Consider the following 15,848-nt stretch of genomic DNA (forward strand, 5'->3'; position numbering starts at 1 on the left):
GGGTTGCCCGCAAATCGTGGACACGGAGTGGAGCTACCTCGTGGTTAGGCAGCTACTTTTTCTTCGTTTCTGGTTTGGGTGATGTGGTTCTCGAAATCGACGGGGCTGACCATCCCCAGTGAGGAATGCCGACGCCGACGGTTGTAGACCACCTCAATCCAGTAAGCCACATCCTTGTGTGCGGCATCACGGGTTGGCCAGCGCTTCCGGTCGTAGAACTTAAGTCTTAAGCGTTTGACCAGAACGACTCGGCCATCGCATTATCGAAGCACACTCCGGTACGCCCCACGGATTGAGCAACCCCTAGGTTGCGGCACACCTCCCAGAGCTGCTCGCTGGTAAATTGCGTCCCCCGGTCAGCGTGAAACACCAGCCCGTCAGCAACGTCACCGCGGAAGTGTATGTGCCATCCGTAGGGCCCGCTCAACCATGTATGTATCTTGAACGCTATCCATAGCCTGGCCCAGGGGCCCGACCCCCGCAAAGTGGACACATCGGGGGCTAGCTATGCTGCTTTGGTCCACGTAGCTGAAGTCTCGGTTTCAAAGACATCAGGGGCTACAAGGTTGCACCAGGAGTGCCGCCGGCGCGTGTTACAAGCGCATGCACCACCGGAAGACGTCCTGCCGGCAGGTCATCGGATCGTCAAAGATCTTCCTATCACGCAGCACTTCCCGCTTGAGCGTGGCGTTAAACGATTCTGCCAAGGCATTATCAGCACTCGTTCCTACCGCTCCCATGGACTGGCGCACACCCAACGACGAGCAGTAATTTCTGAAGGTTTGCGCGGTATACACACTGCCGTGATCGTCAATGTTAAATGGCCCCGTCAAGGCTGCCACACACACCATGTGCGTGAGCTAAAGCATCGATAACCAGTGAGACCCGCATGTGGTCTGCGAGTGCATAACCTGCAATTTTGCGTGAATACGTGTCAATGACTGTGGCCAAATACATGTTTGTGCCACCCTTACAGGGCAGGTATGTAATGTCGCCAACATAAACACGGTTCGGCGCGCTGGCTGTGAATTTACGGCCTACTAAGTCCGGCATGACGCGGTGGCCAGGCTTGCGCCTGGTAGTGATGCATCGGCGGCGTTTGGTAAAGCCTTTAAAGGCCCATGGCTTTCATGATGCGTGCAACTTTCTTGTGATTAACCGGGGTAAACGCCGTGTCCTCGTTCAGGCTTGCGGCGATGCGTTTAGCGCCGTAAAGACCAAGCTCATCATCAAAGATGGTTGCGATTCTTACACCAATAAGGGCATCGGAACACATCTTTAACCTGCGCTTTCCACGGGTGTGGACCCATGTATAAAACGAGGAACGATTCAGCTTTAACACATGGCACATCCGTGTGAGCCGAGTACTCGGTTCGGTGGTCATAGACAAACTGGAAGCAGAACTCTAGTGAGTTGCTTTAAGCACAATATTTCGCAGCCTTGCGCAGAATATCGCGTTCTTCGCGCAGCTTCGCGTTTTCCTTTCTCTCACTGGCGGATGCGTCTCACGATTCATTTGCCGCTTGGGCTTTATCCTGCACGGCTTTTATGCGGGCGCGTTTGCCGGTGCCGTACTTGGTGACCCATGAATGTAGCGAGGCACGGTTGATTCCGAGCTCGGCTGATGCTGAGTTCAGCGAGAGGTTTTCATTGTTTTCGTAGAGGACCACACCGTCGCGTGTGAACTGTTCGGAGTACCTGGACATGGTGGTAGATTACCTTTCTTGGCAACTCGACTGGGTTGGATATCAGGTGTCCACCAAATGGGGGTCAGGTCCCACTGAACATCCTCTCTTACGGACACACGATCCGCACTAATCAGGTGTCCACCAAACGAGGGTAACCTCACTTTCCAGAAAGCGCCGGTGTAGTTAGGTAAACTAGGCAGGGTTGACCATTATCCCCGATTAGTACATGGATTGAGACTACTTACGTGTCTGAAGAACCAACCCTGTATCCCGATACGCTTATTGAGGCCGTAACCCTCGAGCGCATTGGTGAGATTTTTGACTCCGAGAAGCTCCAGTACCGCGTAGAAGAACAGACCGTCGGCGAAGGCGAGACGGTAAAGATCTTGCGCACCGGATTTTCCAATATCGCCATTGCCCTGCAGGTGCGTGATGATGTCCTCGTGGCGGACTCCGTCTGGCGCGGTAATGCACCAGCCTCTGAGGGCCCGCAGTTACTCATGGTTCTCAATCAGTGGAACCAACAGCACTTCGCGCCTACTTTGCGCTTTTTTGAATCATCCGAAAATAATCTGGCTGTCTCCGGCGTTCGCGAAATCAACATTTCCCACGGCCTGTCCCGCAACCAACTCGGTGCCTTCGTGATGTCTACCTTGGACTCGATGCTGCAGTCCATGGCCTTTATAGAGGAGCACTACCCGCAGCTTGTCACCTGGGAGGAGCGTAACCATGACTAATGCATCGACCACATCCACCGCTAATAATTTGCCCGAGGTCGATCTGGACCGCGTCATTGCCGCCATGGCCACCTTTGACATTGAGTTGACCAAGGTGGAGGCCAAAATCGACGCTGCTACTGCCAACCTCAATGGCCTGCCTACCATGTTTGCGGTCCTGGATTCCGTTGTCATCGTGCGCTGCGACGTGCCAACTGATGCCTCATTTTCCAAGGCCGATGCCGGGCTCTTCCTCGCCGCCAACCAGATCAACTCTGTGTCCTTCGGCGCGCGGGCAGTTATTTCTGAGCATGATGATATGCTCGTCGTCCGCACCGAGCGCGATATTCCCGCTGCAGCCGGAATGACTGATGAGCAGCTCACCACCGCTTTGAAGAAGGCCGTCGATGCTGTCCTCAACGGCCAGGACGCGATGGTTGCTGCTGCTGAAGAAATGGCCAAGCACGGATCTGAAACCGCGGCACAGGCCAGCAACGGCGGCGAGGAATAATTTCACGTCGCCTGAACACGCCTAACCTGCCTTTTCCTAGTCCCCATCCCCGCACTTTTCGCCCGCCTCTACGCTCGGATTCGCGCGTCGCGACGCGCGGCGAAAGTGCGGGTTTTTTGGGTGCCTTGCTCCTTGGCGGATTCTAAGCGCCGCGGTTAGTCCGCATTTAAAATGCGCTGCTTTTCTGCCTCTGGATCGAATTCGGGTGCGGGCCACGACAGGTTCAGGTGCCGCAGTGCATCGACGATGAGATATTTCAAGGCCATACGCGCGTATTTTTTATTATCCGTAGGAATGACAAACCACGGTGCCCAGAGTTCATCCGTCCGGCGGATGGCATCTTCGTACGCTGCCATGTACTTATCCCAATAGCCGCGCTCTTCAAGGTCGGAAGGATCATACTTCCAGAACTTATCCTCGCGCTCAGTCCGCTCGATGAGGTTTTCCTTTTGGAACTCCGGCGAGATGTGCAAAAAGACTTTGAGAATTTTTACCCGTTTTCCTGCGAGCTCTTGTTCATAATCACGAATCGCCTCAAAGCGGCGGTCGATCTCTTCCTCATCTACCCACTCGTGCACGCGTTGAATCAGGACATCTTCGTAGTGGGAGCGGTCAAAGGCCACTACTTGGCCAGGAACCGGATCGTGTTTGCGGATGCGCCACAGGAAATCGTGTTGCATTTCCTCTTCCGTGGGCTTGCCAAAGCCCACGGTCTTCGTGCCCTGCGGATCAAAGACGGAAAAGACATGGCGAATCGCCCCGCCTTTGCCGGAGGTATCCATTCCTTGCAGGACCACTAATAATGAGGGTGCATCATCGGCATGCGCCCTACCATTGGCAAAAAGGCGCTCCTGCAAATCATAAAGCTCATCGTCATAGCGTTCGAAGCGGTCCCCTAAGTCAGACTTCGAGCCGTCGAAACCTGGAGTCGCCGTGGGATCGACATCGGCAAGCCGAAAGGTCTTTCCAGCGCGCAGGTCAAGCGCATCTTTGATCTTAAATTTACCCATGGCAATTATTGTACAAACGCCACGGTATGGACCGTGCGAACCGGCTGTCTCCCGCGGCACAGCGCAGCGGGAGACAGGTAAAGAGTTGGATTAAGAGTTTTCCTCTTCCGCGTCTGCTTCCGGTTCAGCAGCCGAGGCTGGCTCTTCGGGCTCCTCTGGCTCCCCTGGCGCCTCTGCGTGCGTCGAGGCCGCGGAGTCCTCTTGGGAGTCCTTGGCTGCCGCGGCGTCGCTTTCTTCCTCATCGCCGCCGTTATTCATCGGGCTCAGCTCCGAACGAGATTGCGCGACGTCATCTAAGACGGCGTGGATATACGGTGCGGCTTGATCGTTAGAATACTGCGAGGCCAACTCCACGCCTTCCACGACCGCCGTCGCTGTGGGAACGTCCGGGTTAAATAGCAGCTCCCAGACCGATACGCGCAGAATAGCGCGGTCGACGGCCGGGATCCGGTGCAGCTCCCAATTCTGGGAAAGGTGCCTCGAAATCTTATCATCGATCGCGTCTAGCTCTTCTGCCACACCTTGGACAATGACCTTGGTGTAATCCGCAATCGGCGCTACCGCGTAGCGATCTTCGCGAGCCAAGGCAACGCGATCCTCAACGATGGCGACGGGATCGACGTCACGATTCTCCGCTTCATAGAGGATATCCGCTGCACGTCGGCGAGCCCGGTAGCGCGCGGTATGCCGTTTATAATTGATATCCCGCTTAGCAGTGTTATCAGACAAGATAAAGCCCTAGTTACTGACGCGGGAAAGGTACTCGCCGGTGCGGGTATCGATCTTTAGTACATTGCCAATTTCAATGAACAACGGAACCTGGATTTCCGCGCCGGTCTCCAGCGTGGCGGGCTTGGTGCCGCCAGAGGAACGGTCACCCTGCAGACCCGGCTCGGTGTGCTCTACCTTGAGGTCGACGGAGATAGGAAGCTCCGCGAACAATGCCTCATCCTCATGGAAGGAGACCTGCACGCGCATGTTTTCAAGGAGGAAACGGGCGGCATCGCCAAACTTCTCCGGCGAGAGCTCAAACTGCTCGAAGGTCTTTTCATCCATGACGACATAGCTGGTGCCGTCGTTGTACAGGTAGGTCATGTCGCGGCGGTCCACCGTGGCGGTTTCTACCTTGACGCCCGCGTTCCAGGTCTTATCCACGGTCTTGCCGGAGACAACGTCCTTGAGCTTGGTGCGCACGAACGCTGGACCCTTGCCCGGCTTCACATGCTGAAACTCGGTGATCTGCATCAGCTTGTTGTCAATCTTGAGAACGAGTCCGTTCTTGAAATCAGTAGTATCAGCCATTGCGGTTAAACTCCCGAATGTTGTGGTTGAAAGGTTGAAAGCAAAGTATAAGCCTACCGGATAGCGCGGACCCACTGGGCCACCGGTACCCCTAAAATCTCCGACCTTAGGCAGGTGCAGTCACGGAACCAAACCTACCTATGCCGGCAGCTCCGTAAAATCCTTGGAGGCTGTAGTAATAATTTTCGGCACTCCAGCGGTAATGATAAGCGTATCTTCGATGCGCACGCCGCCCTTACCCGGCACATACACACCCGGCTCGATGGTAAGGGTCATTCCAGGGGCCAGATTTCCCTTAGCGGTAGTGGCGGCAAAGGGAGCTTCGTGCACATCCAAGCCCACGCCGTGCCCGGTGGAGTGGACGAAGTAGTCGCCATATCCGGCATCAGAGATAATGGTGCGGCAGGCAGCATCGACATCAACAAGCGAAGCCCCAGCTACCGCAGCCGCGACACCAGCCTGTTGGGCGCGCAGCACCACATCGTAGATCTCCTTGGCAAAATCATTTGCCGTGCCCACGACATAGGTGCGGGTGCAGTCAGAATTGAATCCACGCAGGTGCGCACCAAAGTCAATGGTGACCAAGTCCCCATCTTCTATCACGCGATCACCTGCCCCATGGTGCGGCAGTGCAGAGTTCGGGCCAGAGGCCACGATGGTGTCGAAGCTCACCCGCTCCGATCCCAGCATACGCATGCGAAATTCCAGGTCCGCCGCAACCTCGCGCTCCGTGCGGCCCGCCCGCAACTCACCGGCAGCAAGAAGGTCTTCCAACGCCTGGTTAGCAATCCCTGCGATCTCCTCCAGCTTTTCCAGCTCTACAGGATCTTTCGTGATACGGATATCTTCAATGACACCAGAGATGGGTACCAAGGTAACACCATCCGGTGCAGATTGTTTCAGCTCTTCTAATTCCGATACAGACACATAGTCAGCTTCGAAGCCAACGCGAACCGGAGACTGAGCATCCTCGAACTGCTGCAGGAGCACCTTGCCTGTACCACGGCCCTCTACCGCCTTTAGATCGGGAACTTCCTGGGCAATCTGGGTGGTATAACGACCATCGGTGGCCATAAGGGCGGAAAGATCCTTGCGCAGCAGCAGCCCACCATTGGAGCCAGAAAATCCGGACAAATACCGCACGTGGATCAAGTGGGTTACCAATACCGCGTCGATACGCTGACCTGATAATTTAGCGGCCAGCTTCCGGCGACGATCACTGAAACGGGTATCTGCAAGTGCCATAAAATCATCCTTTGCGGGATCGGAGTGAAGTTAAAAGATTTACTCTTCCACTATATTTATTTGCGCAGCAATGGTGCCTAGGTTTAAGAGGCCGCGGTTCGGGCCGCCAATTATTGGCACAAATAATCCACCGCGGCACAGTACCCAAAGATCCCCAAGCCAGCGATAACACCACGGGCAATGGGGCTTAAATAAGAATGATGGCGGAATTCTTCGCGGGCATGCACGTTGGAGATATGCACTTCGACGAAACCAGGGCCATCGGCAATCTCTGCTAAGGCATCGCGCAACGCGACAGAGGTATGCGTCAGCCCACCTGGGTTAATGATAACCGCGCTGCCTGCATCGGCAGCCTCGTGAACTTTCTCAATGAGTTCACCTTCACAATTAGACTGGAAGAACTCGATGTCTACCCCGTGCGACTCTGCACGCTTCGATACCAATTCCTCAACATCATTTAACGTCGTAGAACCATATACTTCCGGTTGGCGCTTGCCCAACCTATTCAAGTTCGGACCATTAAGAACAACGATTTTCATATCTACTCCAAAAGGGCGGCATACGCCGCTTCCAATTCTTCGCGCGTAGGACCCTCTATCCGCGTCGTCGCCCCAACACGAGTAAGCGCCACGAAGCGGATTTTCCCATTCCGGTTTTTCTTATCGTGGGTCATTGCCTCATACAATTGCGCGAATTTGCCTGATTGATACGTCGTAGGCAGACCGATACTGCTCAAGATGCTGCGGTGCAAATCCACCAGTTCTGCATCTATCAGGCCTCGCTGACGGGACAAGTGGGCAATGAACATCATGCCTATGGCTACCGCATTGCCATGGCGCCACACATAGTTTTCCTGTCTTTCCACGGCATGGCCGAAGGTATGCCCATAATTGAGGGTCTCGCGCAGCCCGGCTTCCTTGAGATCTTCTCCCACCACCGCAGCCTTCACGGCAATGGAACGTTCGATCAATTCTGCCAAGCCACCATGTGAGTCAAGGCAAGCACCTGGATTTTCCACGTACCGCTCCACAATGACCGGATCATGGATGAACCCAGTCTTAATGATCTCAGCAGAACCAGCCACAATTTCCGCCTGTGGGAGGGTCTCTAGGCGCTTTAAGTCAACGAATACAGAGTCCGGCTCGTGGAAGGCTCCAACGAGATTTTTGCCGGCCTTCGTATTGATTCCAGTTTTTCCGCCCACCGCAGCATCAACCATGGCGAGAAGGGTCGTGGGGACCTGAATCACTTTTATTCCGCGCATCCATCCGGCGGCGACAAAACCCGCCATGTCCGTGGTTGCCCCGCCGCCTAAACCAATCACGACATCGCTACGGCTAAAGCCGGCTTCACCCAGGCGGTCCCACACAGTACCCACCACGCTAAGTTGCTTGGCCGCCTCAGCATCCGGTACCCCGCACAACAATGGAATTATGCCCTGCGCATGTACAGATTCCGCGAGCTCTTCTGCGGCGGTACGCAACGCTGGCGGGAAGATAATTGCCACCTTGCCAGCACCCGTGTCCGCGCAGCGCCGCGCGATATCTTCGCTCAGGCCAGCTCCGATGCGGACCTTATAAGGGCTTGGTCCGTTGACGGTAATGGTAGGCATAATTTTGTCCTTTCTACGGAGCGCTAGCCTGCAGGATTACGCGGATCGGTGTGACCCCGCCTAGAGGGTTTCTAAAAAGCCCAGGATAGCGCCCACAACCTGCTGCGGGGAGCGAGTATCCGTGCGCACGCGAAAATCTGTGACTTCCAGGTAGAAGGGCCTGCGCGTTTCTACGATGGAGCGATAATGTTCAACCGGGTTATCTGCTGCTAGCACCGGCCGGTTAGGATCGCCGGCCGTGCGGCGCGCACCTTCCTCAGCGGAAATATCGAGGAATACGACGGTGTGGCGCTCCAGAAGCTCACGCGTGGAGTCAGTCAGCACCGCACCCCCGCCAAGACTTACCACCCCACCCTTGCGCAGGGCTGCAGCAACATGTTCAGCCTCAAGTTCGCGAAACGCTGGTTCGCCTTTTTCACTAAAAACCTCACCGCAGGGTTTTCCCTCAGCCAGTTCAATCAGGTAATCCGAGTCCACCAGATCGCAATTCAGCGCACGTGAAAGCCTGCGGCCAATCGTTGACTTCCCCGCCCCGGGCGGGCCAATCAGAACGACGCAAGTATGTGGTTGTCCCGTTACATCAGTTGGCGTTGTCATCAGTTACTCCTGGTTAAAGGCGAGTCTCTGCGCTACGTATTCTTCATATGCAGCAATGGCACAGGAGGTTTCGCTCAAGCTATCCCCGCCAAATTTATCCAAAACTGCGCGTGCTAGCACAAGTGACACCATGGCTTCGGCCACGACTCCTGCGGCCGGTACGGCGCAGACATCTGAGCGCTGGTGAATTGCGCTAGCAGCGGCACCGGTTTCCATATCAATTGTGTGCAACGCCCGCGGCACCGTAGAAATCGGTTTCATAGCGGCCCGGACCCGCAATTGCTGCCCGTTCGTCATGCCGCCTTCCAAGCCCCCGGCCCGATTGCTGAGACGCGCTATACCTTCCTCGGTGCGCACCATCTCATCATGGGCCGCGGAACCACGTCGACGTGCCTCTGCGAAGCCATCGCCGATTTCTACGCCCTTAATAGCCTGAATGCCCATTAAAGCTCCCGCAAGCTGCGCATCCAGGCGGTCATCGCCCGAGATATGTGAGCCCAGGCCAATCGGTAGGCCATCGACAATCACCTCGACGATTCCGCCTAAAGTATCGCCCTGCTTCTTTGCGGCTTCAATCTCTGAAACCATCGCGGATTCCGAGTCCTTGTCAAAGGCGCGCACCGGAGAATCATCGATGGCCTCGATATCTGCAAAACTCGGGGCAGGACCCGCATAGGGCTGCGATCCGCCAATGGAAATCACGTGAGAAAAAACCTCCACACCCAATGTTTCCCGCAGGAAATTGCGCGCTACAGTCGCGACGGCAACCCGTGCGGCAGTTTCCCGGGCTGAAGAACGCTCCAAGATGGGGCGGGCTTCGCTGTGGTGGTATTTCACCATGCCTGCGAAATCGGCGTGGCCTGGGCGCGGGCGTAACAAGGGGGCACCCCGGCCCGAACTCATCGCCTTCGCTACGTCTTCATCGTCCATATCTATGGGATCTGCGGACATGACGGTTGTCCACTTTGGCCATTCGGTATTGCCGATCATGATGGCAATGGGGCTACCAATGGTCAGTCCATGTCGGACGCCACCGAGTAGCGTTACCTCATCGGCTTCGAATTTCATGCGCGCACCACGGCCGTAACCTAGGCGACGCCGCGCAAGCTGCCGGGAAATATCAGCACGGGTAATGGGCACTCCGGCCGGCATGTGTTCCATCATAGAGATAAGTGCCTGGCCGTGGGATTCACCAGCGGTAGTCCAACGAAGCATGCGGGTATTATCGCACGGCACCTATCCACAAGGAACAACTGGGCACCCCAATATATTCGCCTCCCCCTCAAAGAGGGTATATAAGGCCATAACCAGCCCAGCGGATACCAACATCGAGGGCCCGTGGGGCAGGTTATCTTTGCCGCGTGCGACACCACTTGCCAACAACGTGAGCCCAGCGGCTCCACCACAGGCGATGATGACGGCCAATGGTCCTGCCATAGCGCCGACAAGCATGCCCAGCGGGAAGGCCAATTTAATATCTCCCCCGCCGATGCCGGCACCCCGCAGCGCGACCAGGAGATACAGCAACGGCCAGAATAAGCCGCCCCAATTAACAAAAGTGACCGATAAGACCGCAGCGGGGATGGTCAACACATCCGGCAAGCGCCTCTCGCGAATATCCCACCATGACAAAGCGGCCGCCCACAGCCCGTAAATTATTCCCCCGAAAATCCCCATGCCTTAAGAATAAGCGCCCAGGCGTCGATCCACATGAGAAGTCGGCGCACAAGGGCGTATTCACAGTGAGGTTAGAAATTGAGGAGGCGAAGCTCTTGCTGCAGGGCCGCCACCATCTCCTCGCGTGGGGCGCGCAGGCCGGTGAATTGCTCGAATTGGCTAAATGCTTGATGCGCCAGCATGACATGCCCGCCCACGGTGGAATATCCGTTAGCAGCAGCACAGGCGGCGAGCGCCGTAGGCCACGGGTGATAAATTACGTCGAGTACGGGGGCGTGGGCAAGCTGGAAGCGATAGTCCTCTAACGCAGCCGACGGAATGGTGGAAATAATCACATCTGCGGAGCGGGAAAGAACCCCGAGATCATCGTCAAAAGTTGCGTATTGCAGATCAAGTCCTAGCCGCTCAGCCAGCGGCTGGAGCTCTGCTTGGCGGTTCGAGCGGTTCAAAACGGTAACGTGCTCGACACCTCGTTCTGCCAAAGCCCACAGCGCTGGGCGGGAGGTTCCACCTGCACCGATGATCAGGACCTGAGTTAGAGGGCGGAGTCCACAGAGTTTTTGCAGGGCGCCGAGCATCCCCTCGGTGTCGGTATTGTCTGCACGCCACCCGTGGGGGGTGCGCACCAAGGTATTAGCGGAACCAATGAGTTCTGCCCGCTCGCTTCGTTCTTCCGCAACCTCGAGCGCAGCGAATTTTCCGGGCATGGTCACGGAAAAGCCACGGTACTCGGGACCACATTCTTCCAAAAACGGAGCGAGGCTTTCGGCCGTTACCTCGAAGCGGGTATAGGACCACTCCTTGAGCCCAACGGCGGCATACCCTGCGTTGTGCAGGATTGGCGACAAGGAGTGTGAGATGGGGCTACCGAGTACTGCGGCGCGCGGCATAGGAATTCTCAAGCATTCTAATTGTTCCTAGGGCTACTTAGCCGGTTAATTAGAGGCGGCGTTGCCGTCAGCGGATCCTGCCCCTTCAGCCTCGCGCTGCGAGTCGAGGACGCCGGAACGGATGGCATCATCTACGCGTTCAAGGTGCTGATCGTAGGTATCAGAGAACACAGTGGTGCCGTCCTTATCCACGGTGACGAAGAACTTCCAGCTACCATCGGCCGGTTCTTCCATCGCGCGGATTGCCTCATCAGATGGCGAGGCAATCGGCGTATCCGGCAAGCCTTCCTTGGCGTAGGTATTCCATGGTGTCTTCTCCGCACGTGCCTCATCAGTGGTTGCCAGCTCGACATCCTCCAGCCCGTAGTTAACGGTGGAGTCAAATTCCAGGCGCATTGGTTCAGCGAGGCGGTTGAGGATAACGCGGGCAACCTTGTCGAATTCACCGGCAGGTGCCTCCCGCTCCACCAAGGAAGCGGACGTCAATAGCTCGTACGGCGATAGTCCAATGGCCTTGGCGCGATTTTCGATGTTGCTTTCCTCATAGTGCTTGGCAGAGCGGGTGATGAGGTCTTTCAAGATATCCTTGGCGCTCATATTTGGATCCAAGACATACTGGCCTGGGGCGATTAGGCCCTCAATGCGCTTCGGGTCATTACCACGCTTATTAATAGCGTCCAGTGCCCAAGCGGGTGCGCCCAGCTCCTTCGGATCGGTTTCCGCCGCTGCTTGTTCCAACTCCTCCTTTGTCAAACAATTGCCATCATCACAGCTGACTTGGGAGATAAGGGAGTAAATACCGAAGCGTACATCGCCGCCGACGACCTTGACATCTGCCAAGGTAGCACCGCCTTGCACCTCAAGCATGTCTACGCGGTTATTTTCATCGAGCAGTGCCTCTACCGCACTTGCAGCGCTCATTTCTTCTTGCAGCCTGTAGAAGCCAGGCTGAATTTGGCTAGCGTTGTGGTTCATCGATGCTGCAGCATCGAATGCCTCTCGAGTCTTGACCACATTCTTTTCCACCAGCGTGGGGCCCAACTCGGACATCGAAGATCCCTCGGGAACCTCCACCAATTGCGTGGTGCCGTTTCCGGTTCCTTCATAGTCGGCCGAAGAAGTGCCGATGCGTACTCCGATGTAAATCAGAGCTCCGAGAATGACGATGACGGAAGCGACCACCACGGCGATCCCGCGCTGGCGCCGCTTGACGTGCTTATCATCCATTGATCGCCCGAGGCGTTGTTGGTTACGGCTCACGTGTTTAGTCTCCTGAGTTTGAAGGCTGGGCTACTACATCATCCTGGCGGAGCGCGTTGGCACGCCCATCCAGCCAGGACTGTAGTATTTCCACCGCTGCAGCTTGGTCAATGATTTTCCTGCCCTTCTTTTCGGACACGCCGGACGCGCGCAGCGCAGTGGTTGCCGCTACCGTTGTCAAACGTTCATCAGCCAAGCGTACTAATGGAGGAACTCTATCTATATTTGCATCTTGTTTCAAGCGGCGGCGAATTCGAAACGCGATTTCTTTAGCGTGTTTGACACTTTTTGATCCATTCCCTCGTAAATCACGCGGGAGACCAACAATGACTTCTACTGCAGAATATTGCTGAATAAGCTCGAGGATTCGAACAATATCTTCTTGGTCGCGGTCTTTGAAACCGGTCTTCCTGGGCACAGTTTCTACAGGGGTAGCAAGGGTGGCCTCGCGGTTGGATACCGCGACGCCAATTCGCACTGTTCCGACATCGAGTGCGAGTCGTCGGCCCTCGCCTGGGTCATTGACTCCGGGTACATCTGGTTCAACCTTTGCCACAATGAAGCCTTATCGCGATTGCAAAAGATCTTTGACGGCCTCGAAGCCCCGCTGCGCACCTTCCGCCGCCGTGCCGGATCCCTGAGCCATGTCTGGCTTGCCGCCACCGCGACCGTTGACGTATTCGCCGAGGCGCTTGACAATGTCCCCGGCCTTCACGCCCTGGTCTACTGCTTTGCCCGTAACAGCGGCGATGAACGGGAACTTACCCTTATCCACTGCGCCAAGGACGATGACAGCGGCCGTATCTTTCATGCGGTTACGGATGTCGGTGGCGACAGTGCGCAGGTCGCCGCCCGAGGTACCATCAGGAAGCTGGAGTGTAATGGTCTTAATACCATTAATCTCGATGGCCGAATCAATGATTTCAGCGGCACGCGCGGTCAATTGCGCCTTGCGCAGTCCTTCGATTTCCTTCTCGGCGGCCTTCAGCCGTTCCGCAAGCTGCGAAACGCGCTCTGGAAGCTCCTCAGACTGCACCTTTAGCTCCCGGGATACGCCCTCTAACAGTGCGGTTTCCTTCGAGTAATACCGGAATGCATCCATACCGGAGTACGCCTCAATGCGGCGGGCACCGGAGCCTACCGAGGACTCCCCTAGCACAGAGACGGGGCCGATTTCTGCCGAGGAACTAACGTGGGTGCCGCCACAGAGCTCGATGGAAAATGGGCCACCGATCTCCACCACGCGCACCTGGTTGCCGTAGCTTTCTCCAAACAGTGCCATGGCGCCCATCGCCTTGGCTTCTTCTAAAGAGGTCTCGGTAGTGTTGACAGCCAGATTGGAATCGATCGCCTGGTTAGTAATTAGGGCGATTTCTTCTAGTTGCTCCTGGTTCAACTGCTCGGTGTAGTTGAAGTCGAAGCGCAGGTAGCCAGGACGATTCAGGGATCCTGCCTGCACGGCGGTGGGCCCTAACACCTGCCGCAGGGCGGCGTGAATAAGGTGGGTGGCTGAATGCGCCTGGGTCGCACCGTGGCGCCACTTCTCATCTACGGAGGCCTCGACGGACATGCCAAGATCGAGCCCACCAGCGATGACGGAAGCCTTGTGTACCCATAGCTTTTTGCCAATCTTCTGGACGTCATTGACCTCCACAAGCGATTCGCCCGCAGAAATGCGTCCGCGGTCAGCCATCTGTCCGCCAGACTCGGCGTAGAGCGGCGAGTAGTCCAAAATGACCTCAACTTCGTCGCCTTCGTGCACCTCGTTGACCTTTTGGCCATCTTTGACAAGGCCGATGACGTTTGCGCCCGAGGCCAATTCCTCATAACCGGTGAATACGGTGGGATTATTATCCACCCAGTCGCGGTACAAAGAAAGGTCGGTGTGACCGTGTTTCTTGGCCTGATTATCGGCCTTGGCACGGCGGCGCTGCTCACCCATGGCGGCATTAAAGCCTTCCATGTCGACGTCGAGGCCGGCTTCCTGCGCCATTTCCAGGGTCAGGTCGATGGGGAAACCGTAGGTATCGTGAAGCTCGAAGGCCTTGTCACCGGAGAGCACCTTGTGGGTCTTTGCGCGGTGGGTAGAGCGCAGGTCGTCCACAGCTTCATCGAAAAGCTTGGTGCCAGATTCTAGCGTCTTCAAAAACGCCTTTTCCTCGTTGATAGCCACGCGGAGGATTCGCTCGCGATTGTCTGCGATTTCAGGATAAGACGGGGTCATGGTGTCCATAACCGTATTCATTAAGCGCTCCATAGTAGCTCCCTGGGCGCCAAGCAGCTTTGCTGAGCGAATGATACGGCGCAACAAGCGGCGCAGGATATAGCCCCTGCCCTCGTTTCCTGGCGTCACGCCGTCCAAGATAAGCATCATGCCCGTGCGTGAGTGGTCAGCCACCACGCGGAAGCGGATATTATCTTGTTCCGTTGCCTTCTCGCCGTAGGTGGCACCGGTAAGTTCCTCGGCTACGTCAATAACTGGGCGTAGCAGATCTGTCTCGTAGACGTTGTCTACTCCCTGCAAAAGGCAGGCGAGACGCTCGATGCCTAAGCCGGTATCGATATTTTTCTTCGGTAGCTCGCCGACGATCTCAAAATCGCCCTTTCCGGTTCCCTCGCCGCGTTCATTTTGCATGAATACGAGGTTCCAGATCTCCATGTAGCGGTTATCGTCTGCAACCGGGCCGCCATCTTTGCCGTATTCAGGCCCGCGATCGTAATAGATTTCCGAGCAGGGGCCGCATGGCCCCGGCACGCCCATGGACCAATAGTTATCTTCCACGCCCAGGCGCTGGATGCGTTCTTCTGGTACGCCAATCTTGTCCCGCCAGATTTCCGCCGCCTCATCGTCATCGAGGTACACCGTGACCCATAGGCGATCCGGGTCAAGGCCGAAACCGCCATCCGCTACATCTCTGGTCAACAGGCCCCAGGCATTGGAGATGGCGCCTTCCTTGAAGTACTGGCCAAAGGAGAAGTTCCCCGCCATCTGGAAGAAAGTGTTATGGCGAGTGGTAATGCCGACTTCCTCAATGTCCAAAGTGCGCACGCACTTTTGGATTGAGGTGGCAAGGCCTTGCGGGAATGGTGGGGTCTGCTGGCCTAAGAAATAGGGTTTGAAAGGCACCATGCCCGCGTTAACGAAAAGCAGGTTAGGGTCATCCAGTATTAAAGAGGCGCTGGGGACAACCTCGTGACCAGAATTGACGAAGTGCTGAGTAAACCGTTGCCGGATCTCATGGGTCTTCACGAGCAAAAATCCTAACTGTCTAAGCTTTAATCTTCCATCAAGAAGCTTTCTAACCCACCCAACTCTACCTACTGGTAAGTCGACCTTGCC

At 56.1% G+C, this 15,848-nt stretch carries 15 protein-coding genes and 2 pseudogenes; 2 read left to right on the forward strand and 15 right to left on the reverse strand.

Translation table 11 applies throughout. The features are described 5' to 3' along the window. Window positions 1-44: 44 nt before the first annotated feature. Together D9V82_RS12545 and D9V82_RS02090 are read right to left on the reverse strand one after the other, a co-directional pair. Window positions 45-467: pseudogene (locus D9V82_RS12545) on the reverse strand (integrase core domain-containing protein); the annotation flags it as partial. Window positions 468-505: 38 nt separating this feature from the next. Then, window positions 506-1,706 (reverse strand): annotated as a pseudogene (locus tag D9V82_RS02090) (IS3 family transposase). Between the two features lie 227 nt (window positions 1,707-1,933). On the opposite strand from D9V82_RS02090, the gene D9V82_RS02095 reads away from it, so the two are divergent. Both D9V82_RS02095 and D9V82_RS02100 read left to right on the forward strand, forming a co-directional pair. After that, window positions 1,934-2,425 carry a YbjN domain-containing protein gene (locus tag D9V82_RS02095; RefSeq protein WP_121910750.1) on the forward strand — a complete coding sequence of 164 codons (492 nt, stop codon included), beginning with the start codon at window positions 1,934-1,936 and terminating at the stop codon, window positions 2,423-2,425. After that, window positions 2,418-2,915, forward strand: a complete 498-nt coding sequence (locus tag D9V82_RS02100) for a YbjN domain-containing protein (RefSeq protein WP_121910751.1) — start codon at window positions 2,418-2,420, stop codon at window positions 2,913-2,915. The genes D9V82_RS02095 and D9V82_RS02100 overlap by 8 nt, the downstream gene beginning before the upstream one ends. 155 nt (window positions 2,916-3,070) lie before the next feature. Here D9V82_RS02100 and D9V82_RS02105 read toward each other — a convergent pair whose 3' ends face one another. The 13 genes from D9V82_RS02105 to alaS all read right to left on the reverse strand — a co-directional run bounded on the left by D9V82_RS02105 (window position 3,071) and on the right by alaS (window position 15,758). Beyond that, a complete protein-coding gene (locus tag D9V82_RS02105; protein WP_121910752.1) occupies window positions 3,071-3,925 on the reverse strand; it encodes a PPK2 family polyphosphate kinase in 855 nt (284 codons plus the stop codon). 90 nt (window positions 3,926-4,015) lie between these two features. Beyond that, window positions 4,016-4,654, reverse strand: a complete 639-nt coding sequence (nusB, locus tag D9V82_RS02110; RefSeq protein ID WP_121910753.1) for a transcription antitermination factor NusB — start codon at window positions 4,652-4,654, stop codon at window positions 4,016-4,018. A gap of 9 nt (window positions 4,655-4,663) precedes the next feature. Further along, the gene (gene efp, locus D9V82_RS02115) at window positions 4,664-5,227 is read right to left on the reverse strand and encodes an elongation factor P (protein WP_121910754.1); all 564 of its coding nucleotides are present in this window, start codon (window positions 5,225-5,227) and stop codon (window positions 4,664-4,666) included. Window positions 5,228-5,365: 138 nt separating this feature from the next. Continuing rightward, entirely contained in the window at window positions 5,366-6,472 is a 1,107-nt protein-coding gene (locus D9V82_RS02120) for an aminopeptidase P family protein (protein ID WP_121910755.1), read from the reverse strand. Between the two features lie 110 nt (window positions 6,473-6,582). Further along, the gene (gene aroQ / locus D9V82_RS02125) at window positions 6,583-7,011 is read right to left on the reverse strand and encodes a type II 3-dehydroquinate dehydratase (RefSeq protein WP_121910756.1); all 429 of its coding nucleotides are present in this window, start codon (window positions 7,009-7,011) and stop codon (window positions 6,583-6,585) included. Between the two features lie 2 nt (window positions 7,012-7,013). Beyond that, window positions 7,014-8,084, reverse strand: coding sequence for a 3-dehydroquinate synthase (aroB, locus tag D9V82_RS02130; RefSeq protein WP_121910757.1), 1,071 nt, complete (start codon window positions 8,082-8,084; stop codon window positions 7,014-7,016). Window positions 8,085-8,144: 60 nt separating this feature from the next. Then, a complete protein-coding gene (locus tag D9V82_RS02135; RefSeq protein WP_121910758.1) occupies window positions 8,145-8,681 on the reverse strand; it encodes a shikimate kinase in 537 nt (178 codons plus the stop codon). Window positions 8,682-8,684: 3 nt separating this feature from the next. Then, window positions 8,685-9,896: a chorismate synthase gene (gene aroC, locus D9V82_RS02140; protein ID WP_121910958.1), complete on the reverse strand. Its 1,212-nt coding sequence runs from the start codon at window positions 9,894-9,896 to the stop codon at window positions 8,685-8,687. Between the two features lie 21 nt (window positions 9,897-9,917). Further along, complete coding sequence (locus D9V82_RS02145) at window positions 9,918-10,358, reverse strand: prepilin peptidase (protein WP_121910759.1); 441 nt, start codon at window positions 10,356-10,358, stop codon at window positions 9,918-9,920. Window positions 10,359-10,429: 71 nt separating this feature from the next. After that, the gene (locus D9V82_RS02150) at window positions 10,430-11,248 is read right to left on the reverse strand and encodes a shikimate dehydrogenase (protein ID WP_121910760.1); all 819 of its coding nucleotides are present in this window, start codon (window positions 11,246-11,248) and stop codon (window positions 10,430-10,432) included. 45 nt (window positions 11,249-11,293) lie between these two features. Then, a complete protein-coding gene (gene mltG / locus D9V82_RS02155) occupies window positions 11,294-12,475 on the reverse strand; it encodes an endolytic transglycosylase MltG (RefSeq protein WP_121910761.1) in 1,182 nt (393 codons plus the stop codon). A 37-nt stretch (window positions 12,476-12,512) separates the two neighbouring features. Then, a complete protein-coding gene (ruvX, locus tag D9V82_RS02160) occupies window positions 12,513-13,064 on the reverse strand; it encodes a Holliday junction resolvase RuvX (RefSeq protein WP_121910762.1) in 552 nt (183 codons plus the stop codon). A gap of 9 nt (window positions 13,065-13,073) precedes the next feature. Then, a complete protein-coding gene (alaS, locus tag D9V82_RS02165) occupies window positions 13,074-15,758 on the reverse strand; it encodes an alanine--tRNA ligase (RefSeq protein ID WP_121910763.1) in 2,685 nt (894 codons plus the stop codon). Between the last annotated feature and the right edge of the window lie 90 nt (window positions 15,759-15,848).

Origin of the sequence: Corynebacterium macginleyi, from assembly GCF_003688935.1 — a bacterium.
In the GTDB taxonomy this organism is placed as follows: Bacteria; Actinomycetota; Actinomycetes; order Mycobacteriales; family Mycobacteriaceae; genus Corynebacterium; species Corynebacterium macginleyi.